At 54.9% G+C, this 15,064-nt stretch carries 13 protein-coding genes and 2 pseudogenes; 5 read left to right on the plus strand and 10 right to left on the minus strand.

What is annotated here, in order from left to right; genetic code table 11:
- Positions 1-135 precede the first annotated feature (135 nt).
- Positions 136-1,710 (minus strand): arylsulfatase, encoded by a 1,575-nt coding sequence (locus tag ACR0J5_RS17780; RefSeq protein WP_480655755.1) that lies wholly within the window; start codon positions 1,708-1,710, stop codon positions 136-138.
- A 154-nt stretch (positions 1,711-1,864) separates the two neighbouring features.
- On the opposite strand from ACR0J5_RS17780, the gene ACR0J5_RS17785 reads away from it, so the two are divergent.
- Positions 1,865-2,767 carry a LysR family transcriptional regulator gene (locus tag ACR0J5_RS17785; RefSeq protein ID WP_480655757.1) on the plus strand — a complete coding sequence of 301 codons (903 nt, stop codon included), beginning with the start codon at positions 1,865-1,867 and terminating at the stop codon, positions 2,765-2,767.
- Between the two features lie 206 nt (positions 2,768-2,973).
- On the opposite strand, the gene tnpB is transcribed toward ACR0J5_RS17785, so the two are convergent.
- The 4 genes from tnpB to ACR0J5_RS17805 form a co-directional block, all read right to left on the minus strand.
- On the minus strand, positions 2,974-3,324 hold the full coding sequence (tnpB, locus tag ACR0J5_RS17790) for an IS66 family insertion sequence element accessory protein TnpB (protein WP_480655759.1): 351 nt from the start codon (positions 3,322-3,324) through the stop codon (positions 2,974-2,976).
- Positions 3,321-3,716, minus strand: coding sequence for a hypothetical protein (locus ACR0J5_RS17795; protein WP_480655761.1), 396 nt, complete (start codon positions 3,714-3,716; stop codon positions 3,321-3,323). The genes tnpB and ACR0J5_RS17795 overlap by 4 nt, the downstream gene beginning before the upstream one ends.
- 94 nt (positions 3,717-3,810) lie before the next feature.
- Complete coding sequence (locus ACR0J5_RS17800) at positions 3,811-4,560, minus strand: hypothetical protein (protein WP_480655763.1); 750 nt, start codon at positions 4,558-4,560, stop codon at positions 3,811-3,813.
- Positions 4,526-5,119 carry a hypothetical protein gene (locus ACR0J5_RS17805; protein WP_480655764.1) on the minus strand — a complete coding sequence of 198 codons (594 nt, stop codon included), beginning with the start codon at positions 5,117-5,119 and terminating at the stop codon, positions 4,526-4,528. Before ACR0J5_RS17805 ends, ACR0J5_RS17800 begins: the two co-directional genes overlap by 35 nt.
- Before the next feature lie 277 nt (positions 5,120-5,396).
- On the opposite strand from ACR0J5_RS17805, the gene ACR0J5_RS17810 reads away from it, so the two are divergent.
- A complete protein-coding gene (locus ACR0J5_RS17810) occupies positions 5,397-6,725 on the plus strand; it encodes a pentapeptide repeat-containing protein (protein ID WP_480655766.1) in 1,329 nt (442 codons plus the stop codon).
- A 183-nt stretch (positions 6,726-6,908) separates the two neighbouring features.
- Complete coding sequence (locus ACR0J5_RS17815) at positions 6,909-8,276, plus strand: hypothetical protein (protein WP_480655768.1); 1,368 nt, start codon at positions 6,909-6,911, stop codon at positions 8,274-8,276.
- 126 nt (positions 8,277-8,402) lie between these two features.
- On the opposite strand, the pseudogene ACR0J5_RS17820 reads toward ACR0J5_RS17815, so the two are convergent.
- The 3 genes and pseudogenes from ACR0J5_RS17820 to gph form a co-directional block, all read right to left on the minus strand.
- Positions 8,403-8,851, minus strand: a pseudogene (locus ACR0J5_RS17820) (transposase); the annotation flags it as partial.
- 65 nt (positions 8,852-8,916) lie between these two features.
- Positions 8,917-9,018 (minus strand): annotated as a pseudogene (locus ACR0J5_RS17825) (carboxymuconolactone decarboxylase family protein); the annotation flags it as partial.
- Positions 9,019-9,355: 337 nt separating this feature from the next.
- Positions 9,356-10,030 carry a phosphoglycolate phosphatase gene (gph, locus tag ACR0J5_RS17830; RefSeq protein ID WP_480655770.1) on the minus strand — a complete coding sequence of 225 codons (675 nt, stop codon included), beginning with the start codon at positions 10,028-10,030 and terminating at the stop codon, positions 9,356-9,358.
- 225 nt (positions 10,031-10,255) lie between these two features.
- On the opposite strand from gph, the gene hemP reads away from it, so the two are divergent.
- Positions 10,256-10,423 (plus strand): hemin uptake protein HemP, encoded by a 168-nt coding sequence (hemP, locus tag ACR0J5_RS17835; RefSeq protein WP_480655772.1) that lies wholly within the window; start codon positions 10,256-10,258, stop codon positions 10,421-10,423.
- Positions 10,424-10,497: 74 nt separating this feature from the next.
- Positions 10,498-10,896, plus strand: coding sequence for a hypothetical protein (locus ACR0J5_RS17840; protein WP_480655774.1), 399 nt, complete (start codon positions 10,498-10,500; stop codon positions 10,894-10,896).
- Positions 10,897-10,945: 49 nt separating this feature from the next.
- Here ACR0J5_RS17840 and ACR0J5_RS17845 read toward each other — a convergent pair whose 3' ends face one another.
- Positions 10,946-14,011, minus strand: a complete 3,066-nt coding sequence (locus tag ACR0J5_RS17845) for an aminotransferase class III-fold pyridoxal phosphate-dependent enzyme (RefSeq protein WP_480655776.1) — start codon at positions 14,009-14,011, stop codon at positions 10,946-10,948.
- A gap of 108 nt (positions 14,012-14,119) precedes the next feature.
- Entirely contained in the window at positions 14,120-14,992 is an 873-nt protein-coding gene (locus tag ACR0J5_RS17850) for an NAD(P)-dependent oxidoreductase (RefSeq protein ID WP_480655778.1), read from the minus strand.
- Between the last annotated feature and the right edge of the window lie 72 nt (positions 14,993-15,064).

Below are 15,064 nucleotides of genomic sequence, written 5' to 3' on the forward strand. Positions count from 1 at the left end.
AAATGCTGCGTCAGCAATAGCCGCAACTGCGTAAGTCCGGTTTGTCCGCAAAGTGGGCATTCGTCAGCAGGTGTTTCCCGCGAGTTCTTGTAAGGATCGGGAGGCACGAATTGTTGCCTCCCGAGAATTGATTTTCTACTGGGACATCCCACCTTCGGTTGAGATCTGTTCTTCAACATGACCTTGGTTTGTGACGTCAGACCCTCTCGGAGGATAGTCCTTGAACGTAGAAAGGTGGTTTTGGACGATTTTGGCCGCCGGCCCAAAGGCCCACATCTTGTTGCCCATCCACCGTGTGTACATCCCCGATTCCTCGGCCGCTTTTTCGTAAGGATCGCGACGCAGGTTGAACAGCAGGGGGGCGTTAAGTTCCTCTTTGGGGCCAGCCCAACCTTCGGATTGGATCGTGAAATGTGCCTTCCAGTCTCCGTGACGCACAGCTTGCAGATCCGGGCCTTCGTAGTAGATGATCTCGTCCCGGTTGCTTTCGTCGTCGCCAGTCAGGAATGACAATTGGTTATACCCATCCAGATGCACCTGATAGCCCTCGTAGCCCTCCAACAAGGACGCAGGCAGGTCATCAGGTCCCCCGGCAGCGGCGACAAGCGTTGGCATCCAGTCAAGACCGGCAAAAATCCCATTGCTCACGGTTCCGGCAGGGACCTTTCCGGGCCAGCGAATGATGGCCGGGACGCGGAAGCCGCCTTCCCATGTCGTGCCCTTTTCGCCATGGAACGGGGTTGTTCCCCCGTCAGGCCATGTCATGGTTTCGGGGCCGTTGTCAGACGTAAAGACAACAATCGTGTTGTCCGAGACGCCCAGCTCGTCCAGCCGCGCCATGACTTTTCCCACGTTGTCGTCCAGCTCTTTCATCACGACATCCTGCAAACCGCGCCCGTCGCCCAGCATGGCCTCGTATTCCGGGCTCAAATGGGTCCAGACATGCGCGCGCGCCGGGGCCATCCAGACAAAGAACGGCGTATCGCTATCGACTGCTCGGTTGATGAAGTCCAGCGTATGGACCGTCACCTCGTCATCCAATGTCTTCTGCCGTTCAGGCGGTGCTGGGCCATCGTCGATGATGCGTTGCTTGCCAACCAGGCCCCAGCGCGGATCTACGGTTTCATCGACCGTGTCCGTGGCATAGGCGTGAATGATGTTCCGAGGGCCAAAAGTATCGTTGAATTTCTGATCCTTCGGCCAGTCCGGATCGGATGTGTATTCCATCGCGTTTAGATGATAGAGCCAGCCCCAATATTCATCAAAGCCCTTCACCGTCGGCAGGAATTTGTTCATGTCACCCAGATGGTTCTTGCCAAACTGCCCGGTCGTGTAGCCCAAAGATTTCAGCATATTGGCCAAGGTCGGGTCATTTTCATTCAGACCCTTTTCAGGATCTCCCGGCAGGCCAACCGTGTGCATTCCGGTACGAACCGGCAATTGCCCGGTGATAAAGGCGGATCGCCCAGCGGTGCAGCTTGGCTGAGCATAGTAGTCCGTCAAACGCATGCCATCGGCGGCCAGTTGATCAAGATTGGGGGTTTGGATGCTCTTCACGCCTTGATGATAGCTGCCGAGACTGGCCCAGCCGACATCGTCGGCCATGATGACAAGGATGTTGGGCTGGTCTGTTTCCGCCAAAACCGGCAGGGCACAGAGCGTCGCCGTGGCCAGCGTGGCGGAAACCGCAATGGATCGAAGAATGAGCATTGTTACCTCAGTGGACGTAGAAGACGTTATCGATGGTGAAAGTATCGAAGGGTCCATCAGGGATAGCGATTGAGACTTTCTTGTCGCAACAGCGCTTTACCATGATTTCATATTGTGAAAACTAAAACGCGAAACCTGAAATGAAATTGACCGCATGATGAACGAAAACGCTTTGACCGCCTTTCTTGCACTGGCTGAGACCGGCAGTTTCCAGAATGCCGCTCGTGCGATGGGTGTCTCCAACGCGTCTCTGTCCCGCTATGTCGGGCAGGCTGAGGAGCACACGGGACTTGTTTTGTTCCATCGCAGCCGCAACAGCAGCACGTTGACACGCGCGGGGCAGGAGTTCTTACCCATCGCTCAGGCGCTGCGCGAGGATCTGGACCGCTACGCGACCCGTGTTGCTGACTTGCGTGAAACTGGGCCGGGCACATTGCTGATCGGGTGCGGGCCGCTGACCACAAGAACTTTGATCCTGCCCGTCTTGGGCGCCGTGCGACAGTCGATGCCTGACCTGCGCTTCCGAATTCTGGTGAGCGCCTACGCGCGTCCGCTGGATTTATTGCAGGCGGGCGAATTCGACGTGTTCCTCGGGGATCTGACCTACACACCTGAAGCCGAAGATGTGGAGATCATGGTGATGGAGAAGCAATCAATCCAGTTCGTTGCTCATCGCGATCATGAGATTCACCAGCGCGGTCCTCAAACCATGGCAGGCATTTTCGATTTTCCCTTTGCATCACCGCATCTCCACAAACACTGGAAAGCCGCTTTGACAAAAGCGCTTGGTGGCGGCGCCGAGGCGGTCAAAAAGGTCGATGCACAGCCGCATATCGAATGCGACGACTACACCCTCCTGACCGGATTGCTGGCAGAGCCTGAATTTGTCGTTGGAGGGATGCCGGACACATTCGCAGAGCTGATCCGTGCAAAGACCGCAAAACCCGTGTCGATGAAACAGGACCTTACATGGAATATTTGTGCAGCGCGCAAGTCTCAGAACACGTCTGCCGCAGTTGAATTGTTTTGGAATGAGCTTGCCAAGTATCGGGTGTGATCGATGGCGGGAGGCACAGGGAGACCTATAACTGAATCATTTTCTGGCCCAAACGTAGGTCGTTTTCTTAGGCCCAGTAGATTTGCCGAAGTTCCACTTAGGAAACGAGAGCAGCGTTTGAATGAAAATGACAAACGACAGCAAAGTCCGCTTCTTTCCATTTCGATGAACGCGCAATGAACGTCCAGTTGATATGGAGGGAAAGGTCAAGCCAGAGCTGGCCGGTTGATCCCTCGTGACGCAACACGTCTCCAGTCAAGCCCCTCAAAGAGAGCTTCGAACTGAGCTTTGCTGATGGAAATTACACCACCCCGCATCCTCGGCCACTCAAATCCCTTTCCTTCCAACCGTTTGTAAACCAGAACCAGTCCGGTGCCGTCCCAGACGATCAGTTTCATTCTGTCCGTTCGTTTGGAGCGAAAAATGAAGATCGCGCCGCTGAATGGGTCGAGGTCAAATTCGTTCATCACGATAGCGGCCAGGCCATCCATACCCTTTCGAAAATCTACGGGTTTCGATGCCAGATATAGTTTGTAGTTGCCCGCGGGAGAAATCACGTCCTAGGCTCCACTGCCATAACAATTTTGATCAGATCGTCGATCGGGAACGCCTCTGGCAAGATAAGTTCGACCGAACCCACACGGATTTCGATGTGCGAAATGATCGGAGTTGCGGTGTTCGGATCATCAAAATCCGCCACAACGATTTCCGAGAAAACGTGTTCTTCTCGCACTTCAGTTCGTCCGCGATTGGCCCGCCGCACATCTGCCCGCCATTTGTAAACAAGAGACTTTGAGACGTTGCAATCAGCCATGACTTGTTCAACGGTGAATTCACCGGAATCGAGTTTCTGCTTCACAAAGTGTTTGAAACTGGGTGGCCAGACACGTCGACCGCCGGCGTGGACTTCGATTGTGAAACCATATGCTTGGAATGAATGCGTTTCCATGATGCTCAATCCTTTTGGAGGCACCATATATAGAGTGAATATACCTGTTTAGAGGGCACAGCGGGGCTGCATGCAACGCTTACGGCATAGGCATCTATCGATCAAGAGCACAGGCATACATACCTAGTAGCGAAACCCAGGCAGCGACTACCGCGTTGTGGTTGGAAGCACGAATGTAGTTTCTGATCGCAAACGAAATGAATAATGAAGCCGAAACCATCGAGCGAACGAATGCTGGCTTCTTCGTTTTCGGTCTTTTCTTAGAAATGGCCAAAATTGCATCGAGGGAACTCGACAGCAACTCCATGTCAGGCTGATCTCTCCCGTCCACGTTGTACATACGGATAAGGTTTTCATGTACAGAGAAGTCATTCGGCCAAAAGTCCCCAGAGTGCTCGATTGCCCAAGCCAGCATTTGTCCCCTAGACACTATTTCCAACCGCTGGTTGGGATGAAAGCCACGACGCTCTAGGTCACGGTTCATATCGTCAATGGCTCTTTGAACTTCTTCCTCAACTTCACCATTTGTCACCAACACGCATTTGTGGGGTGAATCTGGAACTCCGGCATAGACGATTGGTTGCTCAACAAGCTCTGTAAGTTGTGGTTTGATGTCCCGAAACTGACTTAATGTCAGCCGTGATCCAGGATTACCTTTTAGCTGATACGCACAAGGCGTCCCATCAGAGTCGATTGTTATTACGTCTTTCCCAAATTCTATCGGCGTGTGGCGGGTTGAATGAACAATTGTATGACCCTCGCCTACCAGCATTTGCAGGAACGCCGACTGATAGCCACGCTCTCCTATGCTATCCAACCAATGTTCGATTAGCTTCTCGATCACGCCACTCAAGCCTCTTCTTTTCAATTATCTTTTGTTGTTCCTTCTCAAAGTTTTTTGCCGCGGGGTCATCAATTAGTTCCTTAATTCGCGGCTCCATGGCTGGGCTAATCATCATCGTTGGCATCCTTGGGTTCCCGTCTGCGTCGAAATCAATCTGTATGGTTTCCAGAACTTCCAAGATCATTTCGTGAGAAAGCGGTTGCCCGCCTCCGTCCACGACGTTTCCGGTCTTCTTTGTGGTTTCTTGCATGACCTCAAAGAACATCTTCTCGTGGTCAGATGCCATCGCCTCTGCAACGGGGAGAAAACACTGGAGAATTTCGTCGAGGTTGGCATACAGTACGGTCTTGCTGGGGATTTCAGATTCAGCAGAAAACTCTCGAATCTCGGTTTCATCCTCCTCGCCATTGGGCCGAACGATGGCCGAATTGTGCCCTTCAAATAGACGATGCCTGGTAATCTCGCCCATGGCCGGAGCTCGGGCCCTTGTGGCGTTCTCAACGAACCTGCTTACGAGGGTCTCTAGCTCTTCCTCAAGTTGAGGTATGGTTTCCTGCAAAAGTACTTTCCTTAAAGACTTAAGTATCGAAAACAGATTGCTCTAAATGCCTGCGTTGGTCGAGGGTTCATTTCGTTATGTTGTTGCTAGATCGTCCGACAGACGGCCCAAGAAGTGCCGATAGGCAATGTCCGCTGTGGGTTGCGACCCGCCAAATGCATCCGTAGCATCCAGTTGGTGTGGCAATGACAGCTCAGGGCTCGTTTGGCGCGTTTGATGCTTTAAAAACAATCACGGTTGAAAAATTGCGGTCAAGAGATCAGTGTAAAGCAACAAAATGCAGGCGAGATTATTGTGCCTGAAAACTCTGAAATTGTTCGATTTAATGCCCATGATTTCTAAACACAACACTCCAATGAGCCTTAGAGACTGGTTGGGTTTTACCAGTTCTCCAAACTATGCCAACGCTAAGTCATTGGGGAGAGTGCTGGGCAGCTTGTTGCTTTTGTTTGTACTCCTTTTGGTTGTATCTGTTCTTGTGGTACTTGCGGATTTTTTTCAGGCGAGCTTAAGGGTCGGTCCCTACAAGAACGACGCGGATGGATCTGCTATACGCAACATTGGTCTTGTCCTCGCCGCACTGATCGGTGCGCCCTTCATCATTTGGCGCACAATTGTCGCTTCGAAACAGGTTGCGGTCGCGGAAGAATCGCTCTTCAACGAAAAAATCAGCGCCGCTCAGCAAGGCTTAACGGCACGCCACGAGATTTCTCATGTTCAGAATGATGGCGAAGGTCAACAGATTGTCGTTAATGAGTGGGTTGACGACTTGGTGACGAGGGCTGCTGCTTTAGATACTCTTGAAGGCTTGGTCGCTGAGAGGCCTGAAGCTGCGCCACGTATTGTCAAAATTGTTGCCGCTTACGTTAGAGGGACATTCCCGGCCAAAAATTTAATTTTTACGGAGCCGCCCTTTGACAGAAAAACGCCTCGGTTAGATTTGCAGAGAGCAGTTGACGTTATTGGCCGAGTTCACAGAACAGCTGTGAAAGTTGACACCGGTAAATGGCGACTGGATTTGCGGAAGTGTGACTTTGATGGAGTCAATTTTCAGGAAGGGTATTTTTGGGCATCAGATTTTAGCGGTAGCCGATTTGAAGCAAGCTTTCTTGATGGTGGAGTGTTTGAGGGATGTCGCTTCATAGATACGCTTCTTAACTTTGCTTCATTCAAAAAGACAAATCTTGTTGGCGTACGGTTTGATGTGGCGATAATCAACCGCCCGGAAGCGCCACCACATCAGTTTGTCAGTAGTATTAATCTCGGCAATATCAGGGGCGCATCTTTCATAAAGGCAGATATTTCAGCACTGCACTTTCTTGGGACGAAGGCAACACTTCCTACAACATTCGGGACTCAGGACACGCAGGTTTCTGTCACGTTACGCATGCAAATGCCGGATCCCGGCAAGCACTCGAACGTAGTTACGCGGCGGTTGGCAAGCTCAGAGAACCCTCTTGATGCAGCAGAAGTTGCGGAAACGCAGGAAGTAGACGCAACCGGTTTCCAAAACTGGGCCCCTTGGGCTTCGTCAGATATGTCGACCTCTTTTTTGTTTGAGAACCACCTGGAATCGTTGGGTATGAAGAAGTGGCCGTACTGGTAGATGAGCAAAGTCCGAAAGCACGATCGATGGCGGCAATGGGTTCAGTGCCACCACTGAATACTTATGCAGCGAAGGACTGTTATGGGGGCGATCCACAAAGTACATTGCACACTCGGTACCAACGACTAAGTTGAAACAAAGCAGAGTTGTTTCATCCAATTGATCCTATATTTTTTGTAAGATATGAAAAATTTTGATGCCTCAGATTGGGAAATCCGACTGTCCAATGCTTTGAGCAGACTTGCAAAAGTCCAAGACAGTTTCTTGCGAGATTATTGGGAAACCAATGGGTATCCGGTGCAGTGTACCTTCAATGGAAAGGACGAAACTCCATTTCCGACAGAGGCCTACTACCAAGTCTACAATGATGCATTGACCGCCAAACAGTGCGATCAAAGGCGATACTACAAGCCGCTAGTGGAGGCGCTTGCACCGGTAAGATCTCTTCTGCGCATCCACCCAGCATTTGCTTCGATACTCAGGATGCAGCTTGGACCTGAAGTTGTTCATGTTGGAATTTTGAACGGCAGCACCTACACTGACGTCGCCCAACTCATTTCTGGGGTGATGGCTCGACAATATTACCGATCCAACAAAAAATTCCTGAACACTGTCCAGGAGTTAAATTCTTTACTGTCGCTTGCGTCGCGACATGCGACCTCGCCCTTGAGTAGTGATTTCGACTTGGGCTTGGATGTCGATCTGTTTTACGGCGTAGAAGTTCCGCATAAGATCGAGCTAGGCAATGGCTTCTTTATCGCGCCCTTCGCTGAATTGCGTGACTACATTGAGCCAGAATGGTTTCGAAATCGAGCGCCGGATCAAGTAGAGGCACGGAATCTAGATTTGTTTTTTGGCTTTGCATCACCATTCCGCTGGCAGCCCGAAATCCGCCATGTAAATGCTCGCATCCCCGACAGACCTCCGAGGGATGTGCCTCCTTTGTTTCATCGCAAAAGCGCCGAATTTGCGGAACTTTTGTCGGTTGTTTTACGGTGCGCGATTACTTGGGTTTACGATTTTCCGGGTACCGTTCACAAGTCTAGCACGCAACTATTAGGGCAAGATCAAAAGGTGACATCGCCTCGCGCTGGCGAATTTGTTGGGAACTTTCACGACCCATTCCAAAAACGTAAGGCGGCAGATGTTGACCTGATTCTAGAAGCGGTAAACTTGTTCTCGAGAAAGAGCGAAACAGAATACCCGACTGTCGCCCCGCTCATCCACCGGCTCGCTGAAGCGCAACGAACATTTGGCAGATACGCGAAAGAAGATCGAATACTTGATCTAGCGATCATCTTTGAACGTTTTTATCCAGAAGAAAGTACACGTAGCAAACAATTGAGTAAGAAGGTTTCGAGAGCATTGGGTGGCAGTGACGCTGAGATCGCGAAGACAGAAGAGGCCTTCAGACACTTTTACAAAGTTCGCAGCGCTTTAATCCACGGAGCAAAAAAGGAAAGTGACAAGGATCTATTGCAGGAAATCGACGTCGCATTGGAAAACGGCTTTAGATTCGCACGAGCTTTGTTGTTGAATTCTATCTCGTAAAATCCTCGCAGAAAAATACCTAGCTCTTTGACAAGAACCGTTTGAGGATCGTTCAGGCAATCAGTGACCGACTGTTTTGGGCTGTGATCAGCCGAGTGCGCTCGCAGCGGTCACCTCGGACGGCTATCCTAACCGACGCCGCTCAGAGGCCAGTTCTTTCATCCTTGTGCGCAGTTCCGTGTCGGCAGGGCGCTTCGACGTGCGCCGAGACACACGCGGATCGATCCCGGCCAGCGCGCAGGCGCGTCGTTGATTGTAGCCCTTGGTCTTCATCGCCCAGTTCACAGCATTCCTCCTCGAACCGGGCTTCAGAAGTTTTTTCCGAGCATCTCTTTCAGCATCGCCACGTCCATCATCTGCTCAGCCAGCATCTTCTTCAGTTTGGCGTTCTCAGATTCCAGCGTCTTCAGCCACCGAGCGTCGGAAACCTCCATGCCGCCATACTTGGATCGCCACTTGTAGAAGGTCGCATCGCTGATCCCATGCTTGCGGCACAACTCCTTCGCGCCAAGCCCAGCCTGGTGATCCATCGGAATGCCAATGATCTGCTCTTCGCTGAAACGGCTTCTCTTCATCGTCTGTCTCCTCAGTTGGAGAACAGGCTAATCTCAAATCGAGGGCATTTCAGGGGAGCAGGTCATCTGCAATGAAGTTCCCATTCGTGCATTTTCCCCAAGGCACCGATCATCGACAGGTTCATCATCGACCGCGTCTTGGCACCGATGACGATCATGCCAATGCCGACAAGGCCAATGATGGGGGCAAGAAATTGGGCGAGATAAAAGAAAAAACGCATAGGGTTTGGATGCTGTTTTAAGTTGGCAAAAATGTGACGGGCGGAGTTGAGGTGGAAATCGCCTGTTACTTGGGGTCGGGTTCAATTTTTTCGACAAAAATAGTCCGTGATTTCAGAGCTCTAATCAGCTCTACGGGAAACCCCCAGTATCGAAAGAAATCAGGTTCCGTTAACCGTAACTTATCGAACGGAATACTCGGACGATACCACTTTTCCCCTGTGGGGGGCTGGCTACTTACCCCCTCGGCCGGCCCCTCATTAACGGGATGGTATGCATGCTGCGCTATGCGCTTTTCCCCAGAGATAGCAATACATCGGTAACGATCCCGGGCAATTCCGAAGCAGCGTCATAGGTGGCTGTGTGCGGAATCTCGGTGATTGGCGACTTACGGTACCCTTCGGTAAACAGAAGAAATGGGACTTCTGCCCGCAGCGCGGTTTCCGCGTCCACTTCGCTGTCTCCAACAAAAAGGAACGGGCCGGTTTGGGGGACAGCGGCAAAGCTGGCTTGCAGGTGGCGCGGATCCGGTTTGCGGTTGGTTACGCTGTCACCGCCAAGAACGGCATCGAAGTATTGCGAAAGGCCCAGAGCCTCAAGAATATGGCGCGCGGGGGCTTCGGGCTTGTTGGTGCAAACGCCCATCGCGCAGCCCATGTCGCGTAGCTGCTCAAGCGCCTCAATCACGCTGGGATAAACAACCGTTTGATCGCTGGCGGCGTTGTTGTAGTGGGTCAGCGTTTGCTGTGTCAGCTCGACATGCTTTTCCAATGGCAGGGTGCAATGTAAAATCACCCGCTCAACCAGCTTTGGCAGGCCGTTGCCCACAAACTGCTGAATCTGAGACAGGGGTAGGGGTGCTACCTTTTGATCCTCTAGCATTCTGTTCGCGGCGGCGGCCAGATCGGCAATGCTGTCTACCAGTGTTCCGTCCAGATCGAACATGATGGTTGCGCTCATGGGGGCCTCATGGGGGTTGCGATAGGGTTTTGCGGCAATCTGCCGGATATTTTCACGAAATAACAGCGCTTTGGTGAATCTGCTCGAACAGGTCTTGACATACCTGACTAAATTAATCAGATTACAGGCCAAGACGACAGCCAACCCCGGTCGGGTCAGCCATGTGACGAAAAAAAACGCGAACAGATTCAGGTATTTCGCTCGAGACCCTTTGGAGTTGTCCCGATGAACATGCAAAACACAGATACCAGCCAAACCTATGCCGTCTCCATGCTGCCCTCGCACAAGGCAGAAGATCTGACCAAGGGTGGAAACCTGGCCCATATCGAGTTGGGTGACCAGCTGTATACGCTGCGCATCACCCGCGCCGGTAAGTTGATCTTGACGAAATGAGCAGGTCCTCGCCCCGTGGCGGTGCAGCCGTTGGCCGACTTGCAGACCTAAGCCCTGTTGAGGCAGGTGCCGTAATGTATTTGCGGCTATGGGGCGAAGGCGCGCAGGGCCGCGCAGATGCCGCCAGCGACTTTGAGATCGCGCTTGGCCTGGAAAGCGGGCGCGCTGCGATGCTAACGCTGGATCGGCTGTGCACGCTTTGTGCGCATCACGGTCGACGTCCCTTGATCCGTCATGGGTTGGGATGTGCGTGCCTGGGTGCGGATGAGAATTGCTTTGCGCAGATGATCGCTGCAGCCTCAGAGGGTGCGCGCGAAGACGCCATGATGATGGCTTCGTTGATCGTACGGGCGGACTTTGCGCCCGCGCTGACCTCATTGTCCGAAGAACTTGGGCTGACCCTGCGCCGTATGACGGCCTCTGTCCCGATGCCCAGCACCGGACACCGACCCCCCGCAGCCGTGCTGCATTAAGCAGCAGGCAAGCGCTAAACCCCGGCCCCCCTCGTGCCGGGGTTTTTTATCAGCAGCATCCGCAACCGGCGTGATGGTGATCATGGTCGCAGACCGGCACCGGGGCAAAATCACCCACCTCGGACAGCACATCGCGCAACGCCCACAGGATCATGTCCACATCTTCGGCCTCGATCGTCAGAGGCGGGCGGATTTTCAGGATATTGTCTCTGGGCCCTTCGCTGCCGATCAGGATACGATGATCCCGCATCCGGTTCTTGACGTATTTGCAGATCTCGGTGCCCTCGGACCCGTCCGGGTTGATCAGTTCGACACCCAGGAACAGGCCCATACCGCGCACATCGCCGACGCAGCCGAAATCGGCCTCGATCTTGCGCAGTCCGTCCATCAGGCGGGCCCCCATGGTGCGGGCGTTGTCCTGCAGGCCCTCATCATCGACGATGTCGAGCACCTCTTTCCCGATCCGGCAGGACAGGGTTGATCCGCCGAAGGTCGAAAAGAACTCGATCCCGTTGTCAAAGCTGCGGGCGATGTCCTTGGTGGTGACCAGCACGCCCAGGGGGTGCCCGTTGCCGATGGGTTTGCCCATGACAACGATGTCCGGCAGCGCGCCCTGGTGTTCAAAGCCGAAGTAATATTCGCCCAGACGCCCAAGCCCGGTCTGCACTTCATCGGCGATACAGACACCGCCCGCGGCACGGATTTTCTCGTAAACCGCCGGCAGATAGCCCTTGGGCGGGATGATCTGCCCCCCGACCGAGGGGAAGGTCTCGGCGATGAAACCGGCGACACCGTGCCCTTTGTCTTGCAAGGCGGCAATCGCAGGGTCCACAAAATTCGCGAATTTTGTGGCGCGGTCGGGATCGTCGCGCCTGAACGATCCGCGATAATCGTCGGCCACCTCGACCAGTTCGACCCAATCGGCCTGACCCACCCCGCCGGGCTTGTTGAACTTGTAGGCCGAGATCGCGACGGCTGCGTTCGTATTCCCGTGATAGCCGTGATCCGGCGTCACGATCCCCTTGGCCCCGGTATGTGCGCGGGCCAGCCGCAGCGCCAGTTCGTTCGCCTCAGTACCGGAATTGACGAAGAAACAGACCTCCAGATGATCGGGCAGTTTCGACAGGACCTTATCCGCAAACGCCGTTTGTGCCGGGTGCAGATAGCGGGTGTTTGAATTCATCCGTTTCAACTGATCCGCCGCAACCGCCTGAATACGCGGATGGGCATGGCCCACATGGGGGACGTTGTTATAGGCGTCCAGATAAGGCCGCCCCCATTCGTCAAACAGGTGATGTTTCCACCCCCGCACCAGCATCACCGGATCATCGTAGGTCAGACTGAGATTGCCGCCGAAATGGTCTTGCCGCCCCTGCAGGATCGCGTGTTTGTCGGTCGGCTGATAAAACACCTTGTCATCGGGCAGGTTCAGCAGAGCCGCCGGGTTGGGGCAAACCGCATGCCACAGCTCCATCTCATCCGGGTCGCCCACGCCGGGCCAGTCGTTTTGCATCCCGTCGATGGTCAGGGCCAGCTGGAAATGGACATGCGGGGCCCAGCCGCCATTTTGACTGGCATCCCCCAGCTGCGCAAAGGCGGCCCCCTGTGCCACCGGGTCGCCCGGTTTCAGCCGGTCGCAGACCTCGGGGTCCAGATGACCATAGAGCGTATAGAACGGATCGCCCTCGGGGGTTTCGTGGTGCAGGATCACCACGCCGCCATAATCCAGATGCGCATCCCGGTTCTCGATGGCTTCAACCCGACCGCTCATCGGCGCGTGCAGCACGGTGCCAGCAGGGGCAAACACATCTACGGCCAGATGCACGGTGCGCCGGTCAGAGGCCTTCCAAGGGCCCTTGCGGAACCCGGGCTCGGCGTAAATCAGGCGGGGTTCGTTGTAGTAGCCCAGCCATAGGCCCTCGCCAAATTCCTCACCCACGCGGGCGGCTTCTTCGAGGGGCATATGAAACGGGTTCTGGGGCCAGACAGAGTTCTCAACAGACAATGAGCCCATGAGAACATCGCTCAGGTCCTGGCCAAACATCGGGGCGAATTGGCCGCGATGCTCGGACAGATAGGCATGGATACGCTCGGCCCCATCGGTGACAGGCAGACCGCAGGCCGCGCGCAGCCGGGCCGCCATCAGGCTGCCATTGACGTCCGCGTTTTCAAGGAACCGCCAGGCCGGGGCCTGACTGATCGTCACATAGGGGTCATCGGGGTTGTCAGCCGCCATCAGGGTCGAGTTCACCACCGACACCGCCAACCGCATCCGCAGCAGTGGCCAGATCAGATCAACCTCATCCGCGCGCAGCCGGTTGGCCGCGTGATAGCCCCGCACCAGCGCGGCCAAAGCACGTTCCGGCTTGGGATGATCCAGAACGATATACGCCCCACAAATCGCCAGATCACAAACGCGCGGAGAGGCACACATATCCCCCAGATCAATCAGGCCCGAGACGGTCTGACGCTGCCCCAGCTCACCTTCGACCAGAACATTGTAGTCATTGGCGTCATTGTGGATGGCCTGTTTGGGCAGCCCCTCAAGCCGTTCTGAAATCGCACGGAACCCATCGCAAATGTCAGCCAAAAGCGCCCGCCGCGCAGGGTCGGCAATCGCGTCCAAGCGGTCCGTGATCCAACCGGCTTGCAAAATGTCCCATTTGAAATCCGCCCGATGCAGCCCGTCATGGGTGAACCGCTCCAGCGCCTTGTCCGTCGCCCCCAGAACACGCCCCAGTTTCAGGATCAATTCCTCAGATTTCGGCGCGGCCTTGGCATAGCATTGCCCCGGCAAGCACTCCAACAACCAGACCAGGTGCGTCTGACCCTGCTGATCCGCGATTTCAGGCAGCAGCTCTCCGTTCAAATCCGCAAACACCTGCGGAAACGGCAGACCCGGTGCGGCGCTCGCCAGATGCGCCAGCGCCTTCACCTGCAGATCAACGAATTCCGCCTCGCACCCCGCGCGCATGACCTTCAGCACATAGTCCTGACCATTCGTGGCCCGCACCATGAAATTCAGATCATACTCACCATCCAGCCGCGATAGCTTGGCCTCCAGCCCCCAGTGGTTGCGCAGGGCACCCGCCCAGAAATCCGCCATGCCGCTCATGCGATGTCCAATCCCTCTTCCAACGGGATCCCCTTCATCTGTCTAAAAATATCCTCGGGGGGAATCGCGCCCAAGGCGCGATGGGGGGCAGACAGCCCCCCTGACCCGTTACCCCAAAGCGCGCAACCGCTTGATCAGCGAAGAGGTATCCCATCGTCCGCCGCCCAGCTTCTGCACATCTTTGTAGAACTGATCGACCAAAGCCGTCACCGGCAGCGACGCTCCGGTCTCATCCGCCGTATCCAGACAAATGCCCAGATCCTTGCGCATCCAGTCAACGGCAAAGCCGTGATCGAAATGATCATCCAGCATGGTTTCATACCGGTTCGCCATCTGCCAGCTGCCAGCCGCACCCTGACTGATCACCTCAACGACCGCGCGCCCGTCCAGCCCGGCTTTCTCGGCAAAATGCAGCGCTTCGCTGAGGCCCTGCACCAGACCGGCAATGGCAATCTGGTTGCACATCTTGGTCATCTGGCCCGCGCCACTGTCGCCGATCCGGCGGCAGATCTTGGAATAGACCTGCATGATCGGTTCAGCCGCGTCATAAGCCGTCAGGTCCCCACCGCACATGATCGACAACACGCCGTTCTCAGCCCCGGCCTGACCGCCCGAGATCGGGGCATCGACAAAGGCGATCCCTTGGCTTTGACCCGCCTCATACAATTCACGGGTCACTTTCGCCGACACGGTGGTGTGATCGACAAAGGTTGTACCCTCGGCCATGCCGTGAAACGCGCCATCCGCGCCGGTGCAGACCATCCGCAGGTCGTCATCATTGCCAACGCAGGCCATCACGAATTCCGCGCCCATCGCCGCCTCTTTCGGGGTGGCTGCCATCGCGCCGCCATGCTGGGCAACCCACGCTTCGGCCTTGGCAGCAGTGCGGTTGTATACGGTCACCTCATGACCGGCCGCCTGCAGATGCCCTGCCATTGGGTAGCCCATGACGCCCAGGCCCAGAAACGCAACTTTTGCCATTTGGTGATCCTCTCTGCTGTCCGGTCCCTTGCTGTTCGCCGGGCCGGATTGTCTGGCAGAGACAAAGCAAAG

It is taken from the genome of Ruegeria sp. BE1 (genome assembly GCF_056538885.1).

Bases quoted from the DNA above. Each gene is read 5' to 3' on its own strand.
- ACR0J5_RS17840 (WP_480655774.1), top strand. From the start codon at position 10,498: ATGTATTTGCGGCTATGGGGCGAAGGCGCGCAGGGCCGCGCAGATGCC.
- ACR0J5_RS17850 (WP_480655778.1), bottom strand. From the start codon at position 14,992: ATGGCAAAAGTTGCGTTTCTGGGCCTGGGCGTCATGGGCTACCCAATG.
- ACR0J5_RS17845 (WP_480655776.1), bottom strand. From the start codon at position 14,011: ATGAGCGGCATGGCGGATTTCTGGGCGGGTGCCCTGCGCAACCACTGG.
- ACR0J5_RS17795 (WP_480655761.1), bottom strand. From the start codon at position 3,716: ATGGAAACGCATTCATTCCAAGCATATGGTTTCACAATCGAAGTCCAC.
- ACR0J5_RS17810 (WP_480655766.1), top strand. From the start codon at position 5,397: ATGCAGGCGAGATTATTGTGCCTGAAAACTCTGAAATTGTTCGATTTA.
- ACR0J5_RS17780 (WP_480655755.1), bottom strand. From the start codon at position 1,710: ATGCTCATTCTTCGATCCATTGCGGTTTCCGCCACGCTGGCCACGGCG.
- gph (WP_480655770.1), bottom strand. From the start codon at position 10,030: ATGAGCGCAACCATCATGTTCGATCTGGACGGAACACTGGTAGACAGC.
- hemP (WP_480655772.1), top strand. From the start codon at position 10,256: ATGAACATGCAAAACACAGATACCAGCCAAACCTATGCCGTCTCCATG.
- ACR0J5_RS17815 (WP_480655768.1), top strand. From the start codon at position 6,909: ATGAAAAATTTTGATGCCTCAGATTGGGAAATCCGACTGTCCAATGCT.
- ACR0J5_RS17785 (WP_480655757.1), top strand. From the start codon at position 1,865: ATGATGAACGAAAACGCTTTGACCGCCTTTCTTGCACTGGCTGAGACC.